This is a genomic window from Thermobifida cellulosilytica TB100 (assembly GCF_001517975.1).
In the GTDB taxonomy this organism is placed as follows: Bacteria; Actinomycetota; Actinomycetes; order Streptosporangiales; family Streptosporangiaceae; genus Thermobifida; species Thermobifida cellulosilytica.
The window spans coordinates 182,618-202,138 of the sequence record NZ_KQ950182.1; the positions used below are offsets into that span (position 1 = coordinate 182,618).

General features: G+C 68.6%; 19 protein-coding genes. 10 read left to right on the forward strand and 9 right to left on the reverse strand.

The genetic code is table 11. The annotated features are described in order from the left end of the window. Positions 1-205 precede the first annotated feature (205 nt). Positions 206-814, reverse strand: coding sequence for a hypothetical protein (locus AC529_RS10965; RefSeq protein WP_232306697.1), 609 nt, complete (start codon positions 812-814; stop codon positions 206-208). A 701-nt stretch (positions 815-1,515) separates the two neighbouring features. Between AC529_RS10965 and AC529_RS10970 the strand changes: the two genes are divergently transcribed. Further along, positions 1,516-1,986 carry a DUF4442 domain-containing protein gene (locus tag AC529_RS10970; RefSeq protein WP_198156392.1) on the forward strand — a complete coding sequence of 157 codons (471 nt, stop codon included), beginning with the start codon at positions 1,516-1,518 and terminating at the stop codon, positions 1,984-1,986. Between the two features lie 7 nt (positions 1,987-1,993). Here AC529_RS10970 and AC529_RS10975 read toward each other — a convergent pair whose 3' ends face one another. After that, the gene (locus tag AC529_RS10975) at positions 1,994-3,181 is read right to left on the reverse strand and encodes a serine hydrolase domain-containing protein (RefSeq protein WP_068756292.1); all 1,188 of its coding nucleotides are present in this window, start codon (positions 3,179-3,181) and stop codon (positions 1,994-1,996) included. Between the two features lie 601 nt (positions 3,182-3,782). On the opposite strand from AC529_RS10975, the gene AC529_RS10980 reads away from it, so the two are divergent. Further along, positions 3,783-4,127 carry a histone-like nucleoid-structuring protein Lsr2 gene (locus AC529_RS10980; RefSeq protein WP_068756294.1) on the forward strand — a complete coding sequence of 115 codons (345 nt, stop codon included), beginning with the start codon at positions 3,783-3,785 and terminating at the stop codon, positions 4,125-4,127. Between the two features lie 137 nt (positions 4,128-4,264). On the opposite strand, the gene AC529_RS10985 is transcribed toward AC529_RS10980, so the two are convergent. The 3 genes from AC529_RS10985 to AC529_RS10995 form a co-directional block, all read right to left on the reverse strand. Next, complete coding sequence (locus AC529_RS10985; RefSeq protein ID WP_068756296.1) at positions 4,265-5,083, reverse strand: SAM-dependent methyltransferase; 819 nt, start codon at positions 5,081-5,083, stop codon at positions 4,265-4,267. A gap of 94 nt (positions 5,084-5,177) precedes the next feature. After that, positions 5,178-5,798, reverse strand: coding sequence for a class I SAM-dependent methyltransferase (locus tag AC529_RS10990; protein ID WP_068756297.1), 621 nt, complete (start codon positions 5,796-5,798; stop codon positions 5,178-5,180). 36 nt (positions 5,799-5,834) lie between these two features. Next, positions 5,835-6,560: a phosphotransferase gene (locus AC529_RS10995; RefSeq protein ID WP_232306698.1), complete on the reverse strand. Its 726-nt coding sequence runs from the start codon at positions 6,558-6,560 to the stop codon at positions 5,835-5,837. A 303-nt stretch (positions 6,561-6,863) separates the two neighbouring features. Here AC529_RS10995 and AC529_RS11000 point away from each other — a divergent pair, with 303 nt between their 5' ends. Beyond that, the gene (locus tag AC529_RS11000; RefSeq protein WP_068756299.1) at positions 6,864-7,280 is read left to right on the forward strand and encodes an SSI family serine proteinase inhibitor; all 417 of its coding nucleotides are present in this window, start codon (positions 6,864-6,866) and stop codon (positions 7,278-7,280) included. A gap of 30 nt (positions 7,281-7,310) precedes the next feature. On the opposite strand, the gene AC529_RS11005 is transcribed toward AC529_RS11000, so the two are convergent. After that, complete coding sequence (locus AC529_RS11005; protein WP_068756301.1) at positions 7,311-7,610, reverse strand: hypothetical protein; 300 nt, start codon at positions 7,608-7,610, stop codon at positions 7,311-7,313. Positions 7,611-7,916: 306 nt separating this feature from the next. Continuing rightward, a complete protein-coding gene (locus AC529_RS11010) occupies positions 7,917-8,300 on the reverse strand; it encodes a hypothetical protein (protein ID WP_157080186.1) in 384 nt (127 codons plus the stop codon). 722 nt (positions 8,301-9,022) lie between these two features. Between AC529_RS11010 and AC529_RS11015 the strand changes: the two genes are divergently transcribed. The 7 genes from AC529_RS11015 (at position 9,023) to AC529_RS11040 (ending at position 18,220) form a co-directional block, all read left to right on the forward strand. Next, on the forward strand, positions 9,023-9,559 hold the full coding sequence (locus AC529_RS11015; protein WP_068756305.1) for an NUDIX hydrolase: 537 nt from the start codon (positions 9,023-9,025) through the stop codon (positions 9,557-9,559). A gap of 681 nt (positions 9,560-10,240) precedes the next feature. Beyond that, entirely contained in the window at positions 10,241-11,485 is a 1,245-nt protein-coding gene (gene fxlM, locus AC529_RS11020) for a methyltransferase, FxLD system (RefSeq protein ID WP_068756887.1), read from the forward strand. A gap of 64 nt (positions 11,486-11,549) precedes the next feature. After that, entirely contained in the window at positions 11,550-11,717 is a 168-nt protein-coding gene (locus AC529_RS19630; RefSeq protein ID WP_083948129.1) for an FxLD family lanthipeptide, read from the forward strand. A gap of 205 nt (positions 11,718-11,922) precedes the next feature. Beyond that, positions 11,923-14,877: a lantibiotic dehydratase gene (locus tag AC529_RS11025; RefSeq protein WP_269745543.1), complete on the forward strand. Its 2,955-nt coding sequence runs from the start codon at positions 11,923-11,925 to the stop codon at positions 14,875-14,877. A gap of 122 nt (positions 14,878-14,999) precedes the next feature. Continuing rightward, on the forward strand, positions 15,000-16,121 hold the full coding sequence (locus AC529_RS11030) for a lanthionine synthetase C family protein (RefSeq protein ID WP_269745544.1): 1,122 nt from the start codon (positions 15,000-15,002) through the stop codon (positions 16,119-16,121). Positions 16,122-16,152: 31 nt separating this feature from the next. Next, the gene (locus AC529_RS11035) at positions 16,153-17,061 is read left to right on the forward strand and encodes a thiopeptide-type bacteriocin biosynthesis protein (protein ID WP_083948133.1); all 909 of its coding nucleotides are present in this window, start codon (positions 16,153-16,155) and stop codon (positions 17,059-17,061) included. Positions 17,062-17,254: 193 nt separating this feature from the next. Then, positions 17,255-18,220: a hypothetical protein gene (locus AC529_RS11040; RefSeq protein WP_232306700.1), complete on the forward strand. Its 966-nt coding sequence runs from the start codon at positions 17,255-17,257 to the stop codon at positions 18,218-18,220. A gap of 109 nt (positions 18,221-18,329) precedes the next feature. Here AC529_RS11040 and AC529_RS11045 read toward each other — a convergent pair whose 3' ends face one another. After that, the gene (locus AC529_RS11045; RefSeq protein WP_332307056.1) at positions 18,330-18,515 is read right to left on the reverse strand and encodes a DUF397 domain-containing protein; all 186 of its coding nucleotides are present in this window, start codon (positions 18,513-18,515) and stop codon (positions 18,330-18,332) included. Between the two features lie 29 nt (positions 18,516-18,544). Then, positions 18,545-19,405: a helix-turn-helix domain-containing protein gene (locus AC529_RS19635; protein ID WP_198156394.1), complete on the reverse strand. Its 861-nt coding sequence runs from the start codon at positions 19,403-19,405 to the stop codon at positions 18,545-18,547. Positions 19,406-19,521 lie beyond the last annotated feature (116 nt).

The window sequence follows — 19,521 nt, forward strand, 5'->3', positions numbered from 1 at the left end:
CGGCCGCCGCGGTCCCGGCCTGCCCCGGCAGGGCCGCTGCGGCCCCGGCCTGCCGGGGCAGGCGCGTCAGGACGCGGCTGCGGCTCCCGTTGCGGCGGGGTTCGGCCCGGGCCCGCGGGGAGTGCGCCGCCGGACCGGGCGGGGCGGGGAGACAGCCTCTCCTCCGGGGAGCGCGCTCGCGGGGAGAGCGCCCTTCCCGGCCGGGTCACGCCGACTCCTCCCGGGGGCAGGAGTCGGGGCGCCGGGTCGGCCGGGGCGGCGGGGCTCCGGGACGGTGGCCGGGACTGTGCCCGCCCAGCTCCAGTCTCCGCCAGGCGGTGGCCCAGCGGCGGTACTCCTCGTCGTCGCCGCCGCACGCGGCGATGAACGCCTCGACGAGGGAGAGCTTGGGCAGCTTGTCCTGGGTCAACGCGGTGTGGAAGGAGGTGGCCGAGCACCGGTTGCCGCAGTTGCGCTGCATCTTCCGGTAGGAGGGGTTGCCCGCCCACCGACGGAACAGGCGCATGGCCGCCACGAACTCCGCTGGAGTGGTGACGGCCATGGGGTTGGGGCGGTTGTCGTGTCCGTCCAGGTCAGGAACTGCGGTGGGACGAGGCGGCCGGTCCGGCCCCCCGCGGCCCCGGGCCTCCCGGTCACGGCGGTCGATCTCGTCGGCGGGGACGGGGACCAAGGGCACCTCGCCGTAGTACCTCCCGTCGGAGCCTCGCCGCACCCGCTTGGGCAGGGCGTCGGGCGCCACCTGGTAGACGGTCGACGGCGCGGACCGGCGCAGAGAGACGTTCGGACCGCTGGGGCTGAGCAGATCAGGGGTCATACCCGCACCTCCCGGACTCCGGCGGACGCGCTGGTGCTGAGACAAACGATCACGGAGTCACTACTCCTTGGACGCGAAAGTGAATAGGTCGCCTGCCCGGACACGGCCCGGAATCGGCGGGCCGTCGCCGTGGAGAAGAGACGGTGAATCCCTCCGCAAAGTCATGAACCGTGGGAAAGAAGTTACCGGAACGGTCGCGAGGCGCAATCCCCGGCACAAGGAGCGAGTCCGCTATGTCCGGTCTGAATATTCCCTGGGCGGGTCAGCGGCCCCCCGGTCGGCGCCGGTGCGTCGGTGCACGTACGCACCAGTGTTCGAATTCGTCCGATTCTGCTCGGGGCTGCTCGGGAGGGTTCCGTATCGTCCGCGGGCTGCGTCGTCCGAACGGATCGGTGAAGATGGCACGGAACAAAAACGGAGGCGGGCGGAACCGATTGCGGTACGCCTTTTTGGTGTTTTCTGTATGACTGTAACAGCCGGAGCCGCCCGGCCCGGCCAAGCGCCGCCCGCAGCCGGAAACGACCGACGCGCCTCCCCCCGACCTCCCCCGCCGACGCGCCCCACCAGGACGGGCACCGGGCGCCCCGCCGCACCAGCAGGGCACGACCCGGACCTGGTCCCCGGATTTCGGCCGAGAACACCGACCGGTTTTCGGACGGGCCGCCGACGCGTCCGCGGCGGACCCGGGAGAGGACACCGTCGTGAACCCCCTCAAGAACGCCAGCCCGGCACGTCTGCGGCGGCTGATGAACCTGTGGCCCACCTACCGGTGCGCGGGCATCAAGGTGGTCCACATCGCCGACGACTGGAGCAGCGCCACCGTCCGCCTCAAGCTGGGCCCGCTCAACCGCACCATCTTCGGCACGGCGTTCGGCGGATCCCTGTCGGCGATGACCGACCCGTTCTTCACGCTGCTGGCCCTCAAACAGCTCGGCCGCGGCTACATCGTCTGGGACAAGGCCGCCGAGATCGAGTTCGTCTCCCCCGGGCGCGGCACGCTCACCTCCACGATGACGCTGCCGCCCGAGGAGGTGGCACGGATCCGCGCCGCGACCAGCACCGGGGAGAAGTTCCTGAAGTGGTACGCCACCAGCATCGTCGACGCCGAGGGCCGACCGGTGGCGAAGGTGCGCCGACAGATCTACGTCCGCAGGAAACGCGGGAGCTGCTGAGCCGCCCTCACCCGTCGACCGCACCGTAGGCCGCGCCCCAGAAGTCGGCGAACAGCCCGGGGGAGTGCGGCGAGTCCATCCCCAGTTGGGTCAGCAGGACGCCCACCAGCCCGCTGTCCGGATCGGCGTGGCCGCTGGTGCCCCGGCCGCCGTCCCAGCCGAACCGGCCCGCACCACCCCCCTCCGGGGTGCGGTGCAGCGCCACGGCCACCCCGAACCCCCAGCCGGTGCCCTCGCCCAGCAGGGCCGCCGCCCCCGCCCGCTGCTCCGGGGTGAGCTGGTCGGCGGTCATCAGCTCCACCGAGCGGCGCGACAGCACCCGCCCGCCCGCGCAGCGGCCCCCGTCCAACAGCATCCGCAGGAACGCCAGGTAGTCGTCGGCGGTGGAGAGCAGACCCGCCCCGCCCGACGCGAAGGCCGGCGGACGGTGCCAGTCGTGGGGATCGGCCATCGGCACGGGCGCGCCGGTGGCCGTATCGGTCAGGTAGCACGCCGGCAGCCGGTCCGCCTGCTCCGGCGCCAGGTGGAACCCGGTGTCGCGCATCCCGATCGGCTCGAAGACCCGCTCCCGCAGGAAGGACTCCAACGGCTGCCCGGCAGCACGCTCGACCAGGATCCCCAGGACGTCGAAGCCCGTGTGGTACAGCCACGCCTCCCCGGGCTGGGAGGCCAGCGGCAGCTCCCCCAGCCTCCGCAGGAACTCGTCGGCCGAGTACGGGAACGGGTCCGGCCCGGGGGAGAGCCCGGCCTCGTCCAGCGCCCGCTGGATCGGCGTGCCCGGCGGGTCCAGCACCAGGCCGAAACCGCAGCGCATGGTCAGCAGGTCCCGCAGCGTGATCGGCCGCCGCGCGGGAACGGTGTCGTCCAGCGGCCCGTCGACGCGCCGCAGCACGGTGCGGTCGGCCAGCTCGGGCAGGAACGGGTCCACCGGGGCGTCCAGCCGCAGCCGGCCCTCCTCCACCAGGACCATCGCGGCCACCGCGACGACCGGCTTGGTCATCGACGCGACACGGAAGACCGTGTCGCGGCGCATCGCAGCGGAGCCCCCCACCGCCGTCGCGCCGATCGCCTCGACGTGCGTCGCGCCCCCGCGGTGGACCAGCGCCACCAGGCCGGGCAGTTCGCCGCGCGCGACACGGGCGGCCAGGACCTCGTGCAGGCGGTCCAGGCCGGAGCGGGACAGTCCGCCAGCCACCGGCGCTCCTCCGACAATCACGGCCACGGGTTTTCGGACGGCCACCTTACAATCACGCCGGAGGAGACGCCCGTGATTTTTGTTCCTCCTGTGCAGGAACATCCGGTTCCGGGCCGTCCGGAACCGGTCGACACCCCCGGCGGGACAGGCCGTCTCCGTTCGGGCCGCGGACGGATATCGGAAACGGGAGGGCGGTGTTCGTTTTTCCCGACCGCAGATCCGGCTGCCCCCGACCGCCGACTCCGCCGGACCGGCACTTCTCCCACGGCCCGTCCCCAATCCCGTGGCGGAACGGCTTTCCCGCACCGAACGGCGGTACGCTCCCGGAACAGGACACGCGGGACAGGCCCCGCGCTGTTCCGCAGAAGAGCGAAGCAGACCAGCAGACCGATCCTCCGACGCCGCCCGGCAAACCCGGGGACCGGTCACGCGGGGACGGAGCCGGGTATAGGGGAGAGCCGGAGCACCGGCGATAATTCTGCTGTTTTCAGGGAATCCGGACCAGTGGTTCTCCCCGCCATGTTTGATCTCCGCGAGAAGGGGATGAAGGGGGGTACCAGCCGACAAGGCAATTGATTTTCGGTTTCCTCAGGAGAGATTCATGGCACAGAAAGTCCAAGTCCTTCTCGTTGACGACCTCGACGGCAGCGAGGCCGAGGAGACGGTCTCCTTCGGGCTCGACGGCTCCTCCTACGAGATCGACCTGAGCAGTTCCAACGCCAAGAGACTGCGTGAAGAACTCGCCCCGTTTATCGAAGCCGCCCGTAAGGTTCCGGCCAAGCGCGGAGCAGCCAAAGGCAAAGCCAAAGGAAAACAGCGCACCGTGCTCAGCCGGGAACGGAGCGCCCAGATCCGCGCCTGGGCCCAGCAACAGGGCAAGCCGATCAGCGAACGCGGGCGCATCCCCAAGTCCATCGTCGACGAATACGAAGCCGCACACAGGTGAACCGGCACTCTCGGTAACCGGTGAAGGGGACGGAAAACTCCGTCCCCTTCACGGTTTCCCGACAGTTCCGGACGCCCCGCACAGGGACAGCCCCCTCCCGCTTTCGAAAACGGGGGCGGCGCCGCGGAACCCGTCGGTCAGGGCTTCTTGAAACCGATTCCGGTCATTCCCAACTGCTCCCCCGGAGTCAGGCTGTCGGGGTCGACCGGCTCGTCCGGCCGCCACAGCGCCGTGTAGACCACACCCGGCTCCACCAGCTCGAAGTCGCCGAACTGCCGCTCGATCTCCTCCGGGGTGCGCGCCCAGCCCTCCTCCAGGTTCTCCCGGGTGATGCGGGCCAGCTCCTGCTGCGCGGGCAGCCCGGTGTCGACCAGCGAGGTGATGAACAGGTAGCTCCCCGGCGCCAGCACGTCCCGGTAGGCCGCCACCACATCGTCGACGACGTCGGGCGACAGGTAGTGCAGCATGCCCACCAGCATGATCGCGGCCGGACGGCTGAAGTCGATCATCCGCAGCACGTCGGGGTGGTTGAGGATGGCCTTGGTGTCCCGGACGTCGCCCGTGACCACCGAGGTGTTGTCGTTCTTCGCCAGCAGCGCCCGCCCGTGGGCCAGCACCATCGGGTCGATGTCCACGTAGACGACGCGCGCGTCCGGGTTGACCGACTGGGCGACCTCGTGGGTGTTCTGCACGGTGGGCAGGCCGCTGCCCAGGTCGAGGAACTGGTCGATGCCCGCCTCACCGGCGAGGAACCGCACCCCGCGGACGAGCACCTTCCGGTTCTCCACGGCGGACTCCTTGAGCCCGGGAATGTGCTGGCAGGCGTACTCGGCCAGGGCTCGGTCGGCGGCGAAGTTGTCCTTGCCGCCGAGCAGCGCGTCGTAGGCGCGGGCGATGGTGGGCTTGTCGAAGTCGAGTTCGGGGGGCGGCCAGGTCTCGTATCGGTCGTCACTCATCGGCGCAATCCTCGTCCACATAGGAGGAATGGGGGAAGATGACCGACATGGTAATGCCCTTTGTCGCAACCATGCCCCACCAAAAACTACTGATTCAGTAGGCTTGCGCGGGTTTCTGCCACACGATCGAGTACCGCCACAGCAGATGACGACGGAACCGGCAGCCGGGCAGCAGCCGCCGCGCCGCCGCCCGCACCTCGCCCCACGACAGGTCCGGCTCGGCCACGGGCATCCCCGCCGGATCGCGCTTGCCGCCGTTGCGCCACGCCAGCCAGCGGGACACGGGCACCCCGGCCGCGCTGACCAGCCAGTCCACCGGGGTGCGGTCGGCCGCCAGCCCGACGACCACCAACACCCCGCCCGGGGCCAGCAGACGGACCAGCGTGCCCACCGCGTCGGCGAACCCCCAGTGGTGGACCACCGCCAGGGCGCTGACGAAGTCGTACCCGCCCTCGCACAGCACTCCCCCCACCGCGTCGCGCACGTCCGCCTCCACCACGGTCACCCCCGCCAGGTGCGCGGTGCGCTCCCGCGCCAGCCGCACCATCGCGGCCGAGCGGTCCACCCCCGTCACCCGACCGACGCGCTCCGCCAGCCGCGCCACCAGCAGACCGTCCCCGCAGCCCACGTCCAGCGCCGAGGCGCAGCCCTGCGGCACCGCGTCCAGCACCAGCCGGTGGTAGTGCGTGTTGTGGTTCCAGTAGCTGTCGGCCATGCCCGCAAGTCTGGCCCGGCCCGGTTAAACTCCGCGTCACCACCGCCCGCCGCAGCACCCCCGCGCCTCACGGCTCCAACAGCGCCCGGGTGAGCGCCCCGCGGTGCTCCCGCAGGTACTCGACGTCCTCCAGGTACAGCCGGTCGTGCCCGGCGGCCAGGTGCCCCGGAACGCCGCGTTGCCCGCCGCCGCCTGGGCGCGCATGTGCTCGACCAGCGCCACCAGGCGCTCCACCGCCACGTCGGCGAGCCGCCCCCGCCCCTCCCAGTCCAACCCGTAGGCGTCGCAGAACAGGCGGACCCGCACCAACTGCTCCGCCGTGGAGCCGAGCGCCTCCACGTGGTCCGGCCGGGTCAGCGTCACCCACCGGTAGGCGGCGTAGGCGACGTCCCACACCCGACTGCCCGGATGGGCGGTGTCGAAGTCGATGACCCCCACCACCTCCGAGCCGCGCAGCACACAGTTGTACGGGGCGAAGTCCCCGTGGCAGACCACCTCCACGGGGGCGCGCTCCGGGAACTGCCAGCCACCGCCCCGAACGGGAAGTCCACGGTCGCGTCGTGCAGCGCGCGCAGCAGCCGCGCCGCCCCGGTCAGCGCCGCCGTACCGGCCGCGGCGGGCGGCAGCGGATAGTCGGGCACCGTCCCCTCGAGGAAGGAGAGCACCTCGCGGCCCTGCCCGTCGAACCCGAACGGCTCCGGCGCCCCCGAGAACCCGCGCTCCCGCACGTGCCGCAGCAGCTCCTGGACCCGCCGCGACCACGGCCCGGCAGGACGGTGCACCCGGGAACCGATGCGCGTCACCGTGTTGACCCCGCCGACCAGACGCTCCTGTTCCACCCCCGTGCTCCCCTCCGCCAACGGTCCGCCGACGGGATTCTGCCCGCCGGGACCGCGGCGGGAAAACCGCCCGACCGTCACAGCGGGCAGGGAAGCGGACGCGGAGGGTTTTCGGACGGCAGGAAACGGCCTACAGTGAAACGCCGTGGGCCGCCTCGGAAGAGACGGGAGCCGGGGCGGTGGGAGCACCCACACCGCGTCGTCCCGTCCCAGCGGAAAGGCCCCCATGCGTTTTCCCGCGCTCAGCCGGACCGCGGCGGCCCTCGCCGTCGCCGCCTGCCTCGTCCCCCTCACCTCGACCCCGGCCGCCGCCGACTCCCCGGCCGACGACCCGCACGCCTTCCTCACCCTCGTCATCCAGCCGCTGGAGGGCACCCCCTCCTCCCAGGGCGACGTCCTGACCCTGGAGTGCGGCCCCGACGGAGGCACCCACCCCACCCCGGAGGCCGCCTGCGACTCCCTGCGCGCGGTCGACGGCGACTTCGAGGCCCTGCCCACCCGCTTCGCCCTCTGCCCGCCCGTCATCTGGCCGGTCCGGTTCATCGCGGTCGGCCACTGGGACGGCAGGGGCGTCTACTACTCGCGCGTCATGGGCGACCGCTGTAGTGGCAGCGCCGCCACCGACGGCGTGTTCCCGGCCTGACCCGGCCACGGCGTGCGGCCGGGGCCGCGCTCACCCGAGCTCCTCCGCCGCCGCCTCCCAGGTCCACGGCCCGGCGGGGGAGCCGTCCGGCTCCCGGCCCCACGGCAGCAGCGACGCGGGCGGCTCCAGGAGCCCCCGGAGTCCAGAGCCCGCCCCGCCGCGGCCCACGCGGCCTCCTCCCTCACCCACACCGCGCAGCACCCGCAGCAGGCGGGCGGTGCTGTCCGGATCGGAGAGGCCCGCACGGGCCGCCGCCCAGCGCGCCCCCGCACCCCCGGGGGGACCGGGCTGGGCGGGGCCGCCTCCGTCGGCGGGCAGGGAAGGGGGCATGGGGCTTCCGGGCCGGGACCCGGGGCGGGGGCGAGTCGGTCGGCAGGGCTGCGCCGTCCTCCGGGGCGGGGAAGGCCCGGGCCGTCGCGCGGTTCGCCGGCGGGGGAAGGCCGCGGCGGCGCGCCGTCCGGGCGGAGCTGCGGCGCCCCGACGATGCTCGGTGCCGCAAGCGGCGTCAAAGGCTTTGCCCGCCGGAAGCGTCGGCGCCCGCTGTCCGCGAGGCGCCGACCAGCGCCTTCGCCCAGGGGTGTGGGGAGCGGACAGGGACACGGGGGGCCGCGCCGGGGGGACACGGGGGAGGGGAGGTCAGCGAGGTTGGTTGTGTTGTTTGCCGATGACGTCTCTGCCTGCGCGGGCACCGCGTTGGACGATGTGGTCTCCCCCTGCGGGGTCGGGGGCGGCCGGGCCTTGTTTGCCGATGATGTCTCTGCCTGCGCGGGTGTTGCTCTGGTCGATGAGGTCGCCGGCGGGGGTTGGCGGTGGGGTGTCGGAGTTGTGGGTGCGGCGTGCGGCCCAGGCGACGGCGGTGGTGGTGAGGGCCAGGGCGCAGATGATGCCCGCGGCCCATCCGGCGGCCTCCCAGCCGGTGCGCTGGGTGGGGCCGCCGCCCAGCCACAGGCCCAGGGCCAGACCGGCCACTATCGCCACCGCCGCCGCGGCGGCCAGGAACCACCTGGTTGCAGAAGACATGACATGGATTGTTCCCGCCGGACCGCTGCCTTACAGCTCGTCGGTTGCAGCGGCCGCATCCGGTCTGCCGACTCGTCCTCCCGCGCGGTACCGGAGGTCCCACCTCAGGAGGCGTCCTGTCGAAAGCGGGAGGCACGCGGTTTCAGTGGTCGACCGGAACTGACACCCTTTGCTGCTTCGAGCTCTGGAAATCAGCCCGAAGATTGTCGGAGGGCTGGGGTAGCATCCGGCCCGGCACCTTTGGCGCAGAGCCGTGTTGCTTGGGGCCGTGGTTGGGAACCTGGAGTGGTCATGGATCTCCGGGGAGGTTCCCAAGGAGGTCTGTGTCCGGTTGAGGCTTTTGTCTGCTTCCATCGTGGTGCAGGGCACCGAGGGACAGGGCATTTGCGCACTTCAGGTGCTGTGGCAGCCACCCTTCGGGGTGGCTGAGGATCGCAACTCCGCCACCTTCGGCAAGCCCACTGACCGCAAGCCGTGGCAGCCACCCTCGGGGGTGGCTGCCACAAATCCTTGACTCTCAGTCGAGTGGACTGCCGGATCAATTCGGGATGTTTCCCCACCACTGTCCGCTTCGGTCATGCAGGGCCGGTGCGCTCCTGTCCAGCAATCGCCGGGTCCGAAATCACATCCGAATCCGCTCTTTCAGGGGTGATCCGAAGTCGGCCCTCGCTCTGTGATTGTCTGGACACAGTAAAAGACTGTCGGGACCGGAGGGCCGTGGCATGCGTTGGATCGTCCACTCGGAGAAACCGCTGTACCAGGACCAGTGGCTGGATATCCGACTCGCCGACGTGGAGATCACTGGCGGACGCCACCTGTCCCACCGTCTGATCCGCTCCGCTCCTGGAGCCGGTGCAGTGGTGCTCAACGACCGCGACCAGGTCCTTCTGCTGTGGCGGCACCGGTTCATCACCGACAGTTGGGGCTATGAGATCCCCATCGGGGGCATCAAGGACGGGGAGAGCCCCGAGGCTGCGGCGGCCCGCGAGGTGGAAGAAGAAACCGGTTGGCGGGTGGGCCCGCTGCGGCCCCTGGTCTACGTCCAACCCTCCAGCGGCATCTCCGACTCCGAGCACCACGTCTTCCTCGCCGAGACCGCCGAACACGTCGGAGCACCCGCAGAGGACTGGGAGGCCGAACGCATCGACTGGGTGCCGCTGGCCAGCGTGCCCGATCTGGTAGCCCGACGCGAAATAGTCTCCGGCACCACCATGAACGCGCTGCTCTACCTTCTTGTCACCCGGACCCGCCAGGGGTGAACAGCGCCAGAAGACCAAAGGGCTCCCAGGGGGAAGGCTCTGCGGATCGGCTGTCCAAGGATGGTCGTCGAGTCGTCTGTCCGCCAAGGGCACCGGACGGTCACGGCGTGGCCCTGCCGTGAGAGCGGGGTGAAGCCGTGGCTGTGATGTCCGACTTCTACTTCCGGCCTGCCCGGAGTTCCGTCGCTCGGTGTTTCGAGCGCCGGGCAAGTGTCCTGGCAGGGCCTTCGACCACTCATGTCCTTGCCCAGGCTTTCTACAGCGCTGATGCCTGAGGGTCAGATCGCTACCGGGAAGGCACCACCGGAGGGCCTTCGGGGCTGGCGTGGCCTGCCACGATGATGGAGCCGCCTGCCAGATCCTCTCAATTCTGTCGAAGGTTTCTCCACATAGGTTCTTCCGTCTTCACAGGGAACCCTTGAGGCCAGAAAAGCGGCAAACTGGTCAAATGGTGTGAAAAGCGGCTCTTTCTTGGTGGTGTGAAGAAGTACGCCGAAATTTATGACAGCTCGGCATGGACCTCCATGCCCCGTGCCCAGAAACTCGTTTTCACGTCACCTCTCCGCGTACCACTTCGGTGAAGACGAGGAGAGGGAACCCAATTTCACGAAGACCGGATTCCCCGTGCACCTCCAGCCGGTGGACTTCTCCCGCCGGCCCCAGAACGCGGAAGACCACCGAATGAGAGAACATCAAGATACGAAGACCAGCAGCACCGGCGAGACCGACCGCGCTGAGTACCTGCGCGAGAAGATGGTGGGTGAACTGCGTGATCTGGGAGCGGTCCGCAGCGATCCGGTCGCTGCTGCTTTCAGCGTGGTGCCGCGGCACCTGTTCGCCCCGGGCGAGCCGCTGGAGCGGGCCTACGCCACCATGACCACGCTGCACCGGAAGCAGGACGGTGCGGGGACGGCCACCAGCGTGGTGTCCGCGTCGGAGATCCAGGCCGTGATGCTGGAGCAGGCCCGGATCGAACCGGGCATGCGGGTACTGGAGATCGGTTCCGGCGGCTACAACGCGGCACTGATCGCCGAACTGGTCGGTCGGACCGGGAGAGTGGTCTCCGTCGACATCGATCCGGAGATCACCGGCCGAGCCCGACGCTACCTCGACGCCACCGGATACGGGTGGGTCGACGTGGCGCTGGGCGACGCCGCCCACGGTGTTCCAGAACACGCCCCGTTCGACCGGATCATCGTCACCGCGGGCGCATGGGACATCCCACCCGCATGGATCGAGCAGCTCACCGAGGACGGAAGGCTCGTCGTTCCGCTGCGGCTGCGCGGGCTGACGCGCTCGGTGGCCTTCGAGCGTGCAGGTGAGCGCCTGGTGAGCCGGGACTACCAGCTCTGCTCCTTCGTGCCGATGCAGGGAGCCGAGGCCCACAGCGAGCAGGTGGTCACGTTGGACGAGGACAGGGTCAGCCTGCTGATCGACACCGACCGGCCCGTTGACACCGACGGCCTGCGCAAGGCCCTGCTCGGACCGCGGACCGAGCGCTGGGGAGGCATGGAGTTCGGCGACAGCGAGCCACTCCACGACCTGGACCTGTGGATCGCCACCGTGGCCGACGGCTTCGGCTTGGTCAAAGCCACGAAAGAGGCGGTCGACAGCGGGCTGACCAGCAGGTCTGCGCTGTACGGCGGCAAAGCGATCGTGTCGGGGAGCAGTTTCGTCTACCGGGCCTCGGCACGTCCGGTCGACGAGAGCCGCACCAGGTTCGAGTTCGGCGCCTACGCACACGGCCCCGACTCCGAACGCCTCGCCGAGGAGTACATCGACCACATCCGGACCTGGGACCGCGACCACCGCGGGGGACCGGGAGCGCGCATTGAGGTGTTTCCCGCAGCCACCCCCGATGCCGCACTTCCCGCCGGAAGGGTCGTCGACAAGAAGCACACCCGCATCGTCGTCTCCTGGCCCTGACCGCAGGGAAGCCGGGCCGGAAGCCCTGGAACATTTCGGGCAACGTCACTACGAGGAGGAATGCATGACCGTCCAGACCCCTCAGACCGCGATCGATGGGGAAAACACCCAGTTCGACCTCGACATCAGCATCGTCGAGTCCGGTCCCGTCATCAACGACCTGATGCGGCTCACCGACGACGGGTGCGGGACCACCTGCGAGAGTGCCTGCCCGGCCCAGAGCGGTTGCTGACCCCTCCAGCCTCGACTCCCATACGCCGCGGGGTGGCGGACGCCACCCCGCGAGTACCCAACCCTGAGGAGTGGATTTGTACAGGTTCGTGGACGCGGCCGTGGTGCGAGCAGCAGCCCGTTGCCCCGGAAGCGTGCCACCGTGGCCGGACCTGACCGATGACGCGGAGAAAAACCTGACGTCCTGGGTGGACTGGCTGCGGCAGGTGTGGGCATCCGACGGGTTCGCGGCGAGTGTCGAGATCGCCAGCCCAGACCTGGCTCGTCGAGTCCAAGAGGTGTGTCAGGGGAGCCGAGTGCGGAGGCAAGAGGTCCGCCGAGCGGTGCTGTCGCTGATTCGGTACCTGTTACGGTCGACAAGCCGGGCGACACCGTTCGGTCTGTTCTCCGGGGTGGCACCTGTCCGGCTCGGTCACACACCTGCGGTGCGGTTCGGTGGAGGGCATCGCGCCGTCGCGCGGGTCGACTCCACCTGGCTCGACGGAGTGATCACGCGTCTGGAAGCCATCCCCGAGTTGAGGTACCGACTACTGGTCGTGCGCAACAACCTTGCGTTCGTTCGGGACGGACGGCTGGTGGTGGGATGTTGGCAGAGCGGAGCGGTGCACGGAACCGGGCCCGCAGAAGTATCGGTCCGCTACACCGAAGCGGTTCACACCGTTTTTCAGGCTGCTCAGACCCCGGTTCGTCTGGGGGACCTGGCCGACAAACTGGCATCCAACTTTCCGGACAAGCCGGACTCTGTGATCAACGAAATGCTGACCAGGCTGGTGGAACATCGTCTCCTGGTCACCAGTCTGCGTCCACCGATGACGGTCACCGACCCGCTGGGCCACGTCATTGAAGCGCTGACCGCGGTACAAGCCGACACGGTGCAGGGGGCGGCAGGTCTGCTGGACGAGTTGTGCGGGATCCACGCCGATCTGCTCCACCACAACGCGACCCCTCCTCTGCGGGGACGCAGTCTTCGATCGCATGTCTCCCGGGGAATGGCTGCCCTCTGTACCGCAGAGCGGCCGATCGCGGTGGATCTTCGGCTCGACGGTGACTTGGTCCTGCCGCATGCGGTGGTGCGGGAAGCCGAGCGTACGGCGGAGGCGCTGGCCAGGCTGGGACCGCACCCCCACGGAACTCCGGCCTGGCAGGACTACCACCGAAGGTTCTGCGAACGGTACGGACTCGGCTCCCTGGTCGGCATCCGGGAACTGCTCGATGCCGACAGCGGTCTCGGTTTCCCCCACGGTTACCGGAATTCACGTCTGGCTCCTCCGAGCGTTCCCGGCCTGTCCAAACGCGACATGGCCCTGCTCGTCTTGGCGCAGAACGCCGCGGTGCAGCAGCACACCGAAGTCGTCATCGACGACGCACTGGTCGACAACCTTGCGGCTGCCAGCCTTGGCGAGTACCGGGTGCAGCCGCATACCGAACTCCGGTGCCGCATCTACTCGCCCAGTACCGGTGCGCTCGGTCGAGGCGAGTTCCGACTTGCGGTCACCGGAATGTCCCGCGCGGCTGGCACCACGGCCGGGCGGTTTCTCGACCTGTTCGACACGGGTGACCAGGAACGAATGTTCCGGGCCTACGCCGAACTACCCGCAGTCTGTCAGAACGCACTGCGGGTGCAGGTGTCCGGCCCAACGGTGTCCCGGCGGGCCGAGAACATCACAAGAAGTCCCGCTGTGCTGCCTCTCCTGGTCCCCTTGGCCGAACAGTGCCCGGACGGCAAGGAAGCCGTCTCGTTGGACGACCTCGCGGTGACCGCTGATGCCCAGCGGCTCTACCTGGTCTCTGTGTCCCGCCGACAGCCGGTGGAGCCGATCCTGTTCAGCGCTGTGGAACTCACCCACCACGCTCAACCGCTCCTGCGGTTCCTCTGCGAAATCTCTACGGCTCGTACGGCAGCGTGCGTTCCGTTTTCCTGGGGAGCGGCCAGCAGGTTGCCGTTCCTGCCCAGAATCCGCTACCGGCGTTCGATTCTGTCTCCGGCTATGTGGACGCTGACTGCGACAGACTTTCCCGGTTCTGCCGAACCATGGCGGAACTGGAAGGACAGGTGGGACGCGTGGCGGGACCAGTTTCGTGTGCCCGCCTCGGTCTATCTCGGCGACGGTGATCGCCGAATCCGCCTGGACTTGGACGAGTCCGCCCATCTTGCTGTGCTCCGGGCCGACCTGGCGCGCAACGGACACGCCACCATACGCGAGGCACCGGAAGAAGATGAGATGGGGTGGATCGACGGACGCGCTCACGACATCGTCATCCCCCTAGCCGCCACAGCTCCACCCGCTGCACCGCAGCGAACCTGGTCGAGGTGCGTGCTCAGCCGTGCCCACGGGCACCTTCCCGGAAGCAGTGAGTGGCTCTACGTCAAGCTGTACGGGAACCCCGGCCGGCAGACCGCTCTTTTGACCTCGCATCTGCCAGCCCTGCTGGCCGCGTGGGAAGAGGAACCCGAGTGGTGGTTTCTCCGCTACCACGATCCGGACAAGCATCTGCGCTTGCGTATCCGACTTCGGGAAGCCGACGACTTCGGGCAGGTCGCTGCTCGGGTCACCGCGTGGACGACTGAGCTGTACGAGCGTGGCCTCGTGAGCCAGGTGCAGTTCGACACCTACTATCCGGAGACCGGGCGCTTCGGACAGGACGTGGCCATGGCTGCAGCAGAGTCGGTGTTTGCCGCCGATTCTGCCGCAGCAGTCGCGCAACTGCGAGCGGTCGACCACCGTGAGGGCCCGCATCTGCACGCCGTCACTGCCGCCAGCATGGTCGACATCGCCGTCACGGTCGCAGGCAGCGTCAGTGACGGAATGCGCTGGCTGATTCGTCACTGGCGCGCATCTTCAGCTCCCGCACCGTCTCGCGAAACACGCGACCAGATGATCCGCCTGGCAGACCCGAGTCGCGGACGGTCCGCGCTTCTGGAGGTGCCAGGTGGTGAAGACATCGCGGCGTCGTGGGAACTGCGGCGCGCGGCGCTTCTCCGGTACCGCGCGGCACTCACCGCCGAGAAGCAGATTTCCCCGGACACGGTGCTTGCAGACCTTCTGCACCTGCACCATGCCCGCATGGTGGGCATTTCCCCGGACTCGGAGTGGGCCTGCCGTCGTCTGTCCCGCGCCGCCGCCCTGAGCTGGACAGCGCGAACCCAAGGAGCCCTATGAACAGCCCTTGTTCGGAAGCGCTGGCCGCGGCCAGCGCTGTTGCCTCACGCCTGGTCGATCCGTCCGTAATCGGTAGTCGTGGCGTCGCTTCAGGGGGGAGAGGACGTCGGCGTCCCCAGTCACTGGCCGGGGGAGCGGCGGGAATCGCCCTGTTGCACATTGAACGCGCCTATACCGGCCATGGTGACTGGACGACCGTGCACACATGGCTGTCCGCTGCCGTGCACGAGGAGTTGAGCGCTGGTCCCAACGCCGGACTGTACTTCGGAGTTCCCGCCTTGGCGTTCGTGATCCGTGCCGCCGCAGGCCGGTCCAGCAGGTACAGGCATGCTCTCACCCAACTCGACACCGCCATCACGGCCATGACCCGTCATCGCCTCAGCCAAGCCCACACCCGCATCGACCAGGGAATCCGGCCCCGTATGGCCGAGTTCGATCTGGTTCGCGGCCTGACCGGTCTCGGCGTCTACCACCTGCTACGCCACCCCGATCATGAGATCACACAGGCCGTGCTGGCCTACCTCGTCAGGTTGACCGAACCGCTTCCGGAGCACGCCGACGACCTACCGGGATGGTGGACCGACGTCTCCCTCAACGGTGATCCTGCACCGGACTTTCCCGGAGGCCACGGCAACCTCGGCATGTCACACGGCATCGCGGCCCCGCTGGCACTGCTGTCACTGGCTGCGCTGAAAGGAATCACAGTCGAAGGGCACACCGAGGCCATCGGTCGTATCTGCGCCTGGTTGGACGTATGGCAGCAGGAACACCCCTGCGGCCCGTGGTGGCCGGGATTCGTCACCCGTGAACAGGCCCGTCGAAAGCACGTAGAGGCATCCAGCCGCCAACGTCCGTCGTGGTGCTACGGAACACCCGGGCTCGCCAGAGCCCAGCAACTTGCGGGCTTGGCCACTGGTGACCTCGAACGGCAACGCACAGCCGAGGCCGCTATGCTCGGCTGCCTCCGCGACCCCGCGCAGCTCAACCTGCTCCCAGACGCCGGCTTGTGCCACGGCACGGCTGGACTGCTCCAGGCCGCGTGGCGGATGGCGGATGACGCCAGCACACCGGACATCGCACAGGAGCTGCCCAGGCTTGCGGCGCGACTGCTTTCCCAGCTCCCATCCCTGCCCGAAGATGTCGAATTCCTCGACGGGCACGCAGGCGTGGCGCTCGCCCTGCACACCGCTGGAACCGGTACCGCCCCAATCAGCCGTTGGGACGCCTGTCTGCTTCTCATCTGATCGGGAATCGGATGAAAGGACCCCTGAGCGCATGAACCACGCCCCCGAAAGGGTACGGGAAGACGCCCTGTGGCACCAGGTGACCGTCAACTTCGCCGACTACTCCGTGGCCGAACACGTCGGTGCCGTCCACATCGGTCCGATAATGACCGGCGCAGAGACCGCTGGAAGGACCAGGGCATGGTTCTTCGTCAGAAAGGCCCCCTGCTGGCGGATTCGTTTCCTGGTAGCACACGGCACCGGCCAGGAAACAGTGGTTTTCCTCCACGAAAGACTCGACGCGTTGCGAGACGGCGGTCACATCGCCGGCTGGGCCCCAACCATCTACGAGCCGGAGATACACGCCTTCGGCGGTCCGTTGGGCATGGAGTTGACCCACCGTCTCTTCCACGTCGACAGCCGACACGTCCTCGCCTACCTCGGCCGTCAGGACGTCCCGCCCACCGGCCACGGCGACCAGCGGCGCGAACTGTCTGTTCTGCTGTGCAGCATGCTGATGCGCGGGGCAGGACAGGACTGGTACGAACAAGGAGACGTCTGGGCACGCGTCGCCGGAATCCGTCCGGATCCTCCCGACATCCCTGCGGAGCGGATGAACAGGTTGGAAGCCGACTTACGGCGGCTGATGACCGTGGACGCAGGCCCCACAAGCCCTCTCCTGCGCGAGAACGGACCGCTGGCTTTTCTGACCGAATGGGCTGTCGCTTTCGCTGAAGCCGGTCAGAGACTAGGTGGCCTTGCTCGAAACGGTCTACTCACCCGCGGATTACGAGCCGTCCTCGCTCACCAGATCATCTTCCACTGGAACCGGCTCGGCCTGCCATACACCGTGCAAAGCCTGATCGCCCACACCGCCAAGACAGTAGTCCTGGATCGTGACGAATGGCCTACCACTATGACGCCGCTGAGACTTCCAGGAGCCCGCGGTGACAGGAAGTGACGCCACCACGGCGGCCCCCGCACACAGTGCCACCCCGGACAGCAGGCACCAGAGACGTGAAGAAGTACACCCCATTGAGCTGTTCGCTTCCCGTTTCCCGCTCGTCGCTCGCCCTCGCCCGGTCTGCACTCCTCTTGCCCAGCGCGTGGCGGACCTGTGCGACCGGGCCCGCGCAGCCGAACGGGACAGCGACTTGGCCGCTGCCTCAGCCGTACACAACCTGGCAGCGCTCCTCGCTTCGGACTGCGGTCTGCCAGATCTGGCCCGGCAGTGGTGTCATCGGCACGCGAACGTCTACCTCCGCGCTCACCCTCTGGGGGCCCAAGCGGCACGTCATGCCCTCGAACCACTGATCAACCTCGCCCGCCTTCACATCCGCGGTGGTCAGGGCCGACGCGCCGCCGACCTTGTCGACGCCCTCTACACGGCGGTCTCCACTCGTGTCGACGCCACTGTCGACGGCGTCGAAATTCCCGCTCACCTCACCGACTCGCAAGAGGCACACCAGCAGGTACGCCGCTGGTTGTGGGCGGTGTTGCTGGCCACCGGTTCCAGAGCACTCGCTGCTGCCGGACTCTGGCAGGAGGCGTGCCAACGTCTGGGGGATTACCGGGGCATCGGCCACCGCATGCTCGACGGCCGCCAGATCGCCGTCATCGCTCACATCGTCTCCAGAGACAGCGGCGGAGCCCGCGTTCTCCTGGACGACACCGAGCCCGGGGAGCCCTGGGAGAACGCGGTGACTGCCTGCCTCACCCTCCACTGTCGACGCGGTAGTCCAGACGATGCGGATCCGGGATTCCTGCTGGACAAGTACCACGTACTCGACATCTCGGCGTCGAGCCTGGCAGTCTTTCACACCCGACTGGGCCTGTCCTTCATCGACGCCCTCGGCGCGGTCGGTAACCCCCATGCACGCCGGATAGCCACCGGTCTCATCGGCAGTCCGGCTGCTTCACGGGACGGTTACGTCGCCCGCGACCTGCTCGATCACAGCGGTTGTCGCGGCCTTCTCACCACTGCTCAGGTGCAGGAACTAAACGACCTGGTCGATGCGTGCGCGCTCAACCGCGGCACACTTCCCGCAGCTTTGCTGGACGACCTCACCACCGCACTGACCAGCGCTGAAAAGACCATCGCCCGCATAGTCAGCCGATGAGTGAGAGAACGTTGGCTTCTCCGGACGAACACCGGCCCTTGACCGAGGTCGGCTTCGTGCGCCCCGGAACACGAGGGATGGGACCTGCTTGGGGAGGCTGCGGTGGTTCTCAGAGTTCACCGGCGCGCAGGGCCTCTTGGAAGGCTGTCCACGCCTCACCGGTGAAGTGCAGGACCGTGCCCTCGGGGTTCTTGGAGTCGCGCAGCGCCATGCCGCCGGAGGGCAGGAGAGCTGCCTCGACGCAGTTGCTCTGCGCTGTGCTGTAGCTGCTCTTGTACCAGGACAGGTCTTCCACCGGACTCACCTTGTCTGCTTCCAGGTTTTTCATCCCTCGATGTCTATTTTGTTGGAAAGCAGTTCGGCCGATGCTTCGGGGGACAGGGACAGTTCGGTGAGGACGGCGAATGCGTTCTGGTAGCGCTGGATGCTGGCGGGCTCCTCGATGGAGACGTCGCTGGTCATGAGTTCGACGTGGGCGATTTCCAGCCGGTGCATGGTCAGGAGGGCGAAGGCTCCGGTGAGCGCCGGATGGGTGCCGGCGGTCAGCGGCAGGACCTGGACGGTGACGTTGGGGCGTTCGGCATGCTCCACCAGACAGCGGAGTTGGTCGGTGCGGACGTCGGGTTCGTCCAGGCACTGGTGGAGCAGGGTTTCGTGGATGACGGCGTGGAAGTCGACCGGGTCCTTGTCTCTGGTGAGGATCTGCTGGCGCTGTTTGCGCACGGAGACGAAGTGGTCGATCTCTTCTTCGCTGAGTGAGGTTCCGCTGGTGGCTCGGATCACTGCACGCGCATAACGCTCGTGCTGGAGCAGCCCTGGAAAGACGCCGACCTCGAAGGTGCGGATACGGGTCGCGGTCGCCTCCAGGCGTACCAGGTCGAGATAGGAGGGGGAGAGGCGGTCGTTGTGCTCCACCCACCAGCCGCGCCGCTCCGCCTGTACTTCTCCGGCCACCGCGATCAGTGTCTCCCGCAGGTCGGTGTCGACGACCCCATAGGCGTCCAGGAGCGGGCGCACGTCGCGAGGGCGTAGCGCTACCAGGCCGTTCTCGATCCTGCTCAGCGAGGCGGTGGAGCGTTCGGCGCGGTTCGACGCCTCTTGCAGCGAAAGGCCGAGTTCTCGACGCAGTTGGGCAAGCCTGGACCCGAGCCAGCGCTGCCGCAGTGACGGTTCATCTCCGATCAACGGAAGCCCTGCCTTCCTGTCAGCGTGGTAGCCGGTTGCAGTGATGGGGGAGAAAGTGCGGTCGGTTGGGGGCAGGCCGTCGTGATCCCGCTCGGAGCATGTGCGACACCACCAGG

Coding starts and splice junctions, on each gene's coding strand:
- AC529_RS10965 (WP_232306697.1), bottom strand. CDS start 814: ATGACCCCTGATCTGCTCAGCCCCAGCGGTCCGAACGTCTCTCTGCGC.
- AC529_RS10980 (WP_068756294.1), top strand. CDS start 3,783: ATGGCACAGAAAGTCCAAGTCCTTCTCGTTGACGACCTCGACGGCAGC.
- AC529_RS10985 (WP_068756296.1), bottom strand. CDS start 5,083: ATGAGTGACGACCGATACGAGACCTGGCCGCCCCCCGAACTCGACTTC.
- AC529_RS10990 (WP_068756297.1), bottom strand. CDS start 5,798: ATGGCCGACAGCTACTGGAACCACAACACGCACTACCACCGGCTGGTG.
- AC529_RS11000 (WP_068756299.1), top strand. CDS start 6,864: ATGCGTTTTCCCGCGCTCAGCCGGACCGCGGCGGCCCTCGCCGTCGCC.
- AC529_RS11005 (WP_068756301.1), bottom strand. CDS start 7,610: ATGCCCCCTTCCCTGCCCGCCGACGGAGGCGGCCCCGCCCAGCCCGGT.
- AC529_RS11010 (WP_157080186.1), bottom strand. CDS start 8,300: ATGTCTTCTGCAACCAGGTGGTTCCTGGCCGCCGCGGCGGCGGTGGCG.
- AC529_RS11015 (WP_068756305.1), top strand. CDS start 9,023: ATGCGTTGGATCGTCCACTCGGAGAAACCGCTGTACCAGGACCAGTGG.
- fxlM (WP_068756887.1), top strand. CDS start 10,241: ATGAGAGAACATCAAGATACGAAGACCAGCAGCACCGGCGAGACCGAC.
- AC529_RS19630 (WP_083948129.1), top strand. CDS start 11,550: ATGACCGTCCAGACCCCTCAGACCGCGATCGATGGGGAAAACACCCAG.
- AC529_RS11035 (WP_083948133.1), top strand. CDS start 16,153: ATGAACCACGCCCCCGAAAGGGTACGGGAAGACGCCCTGTGGCACCAG.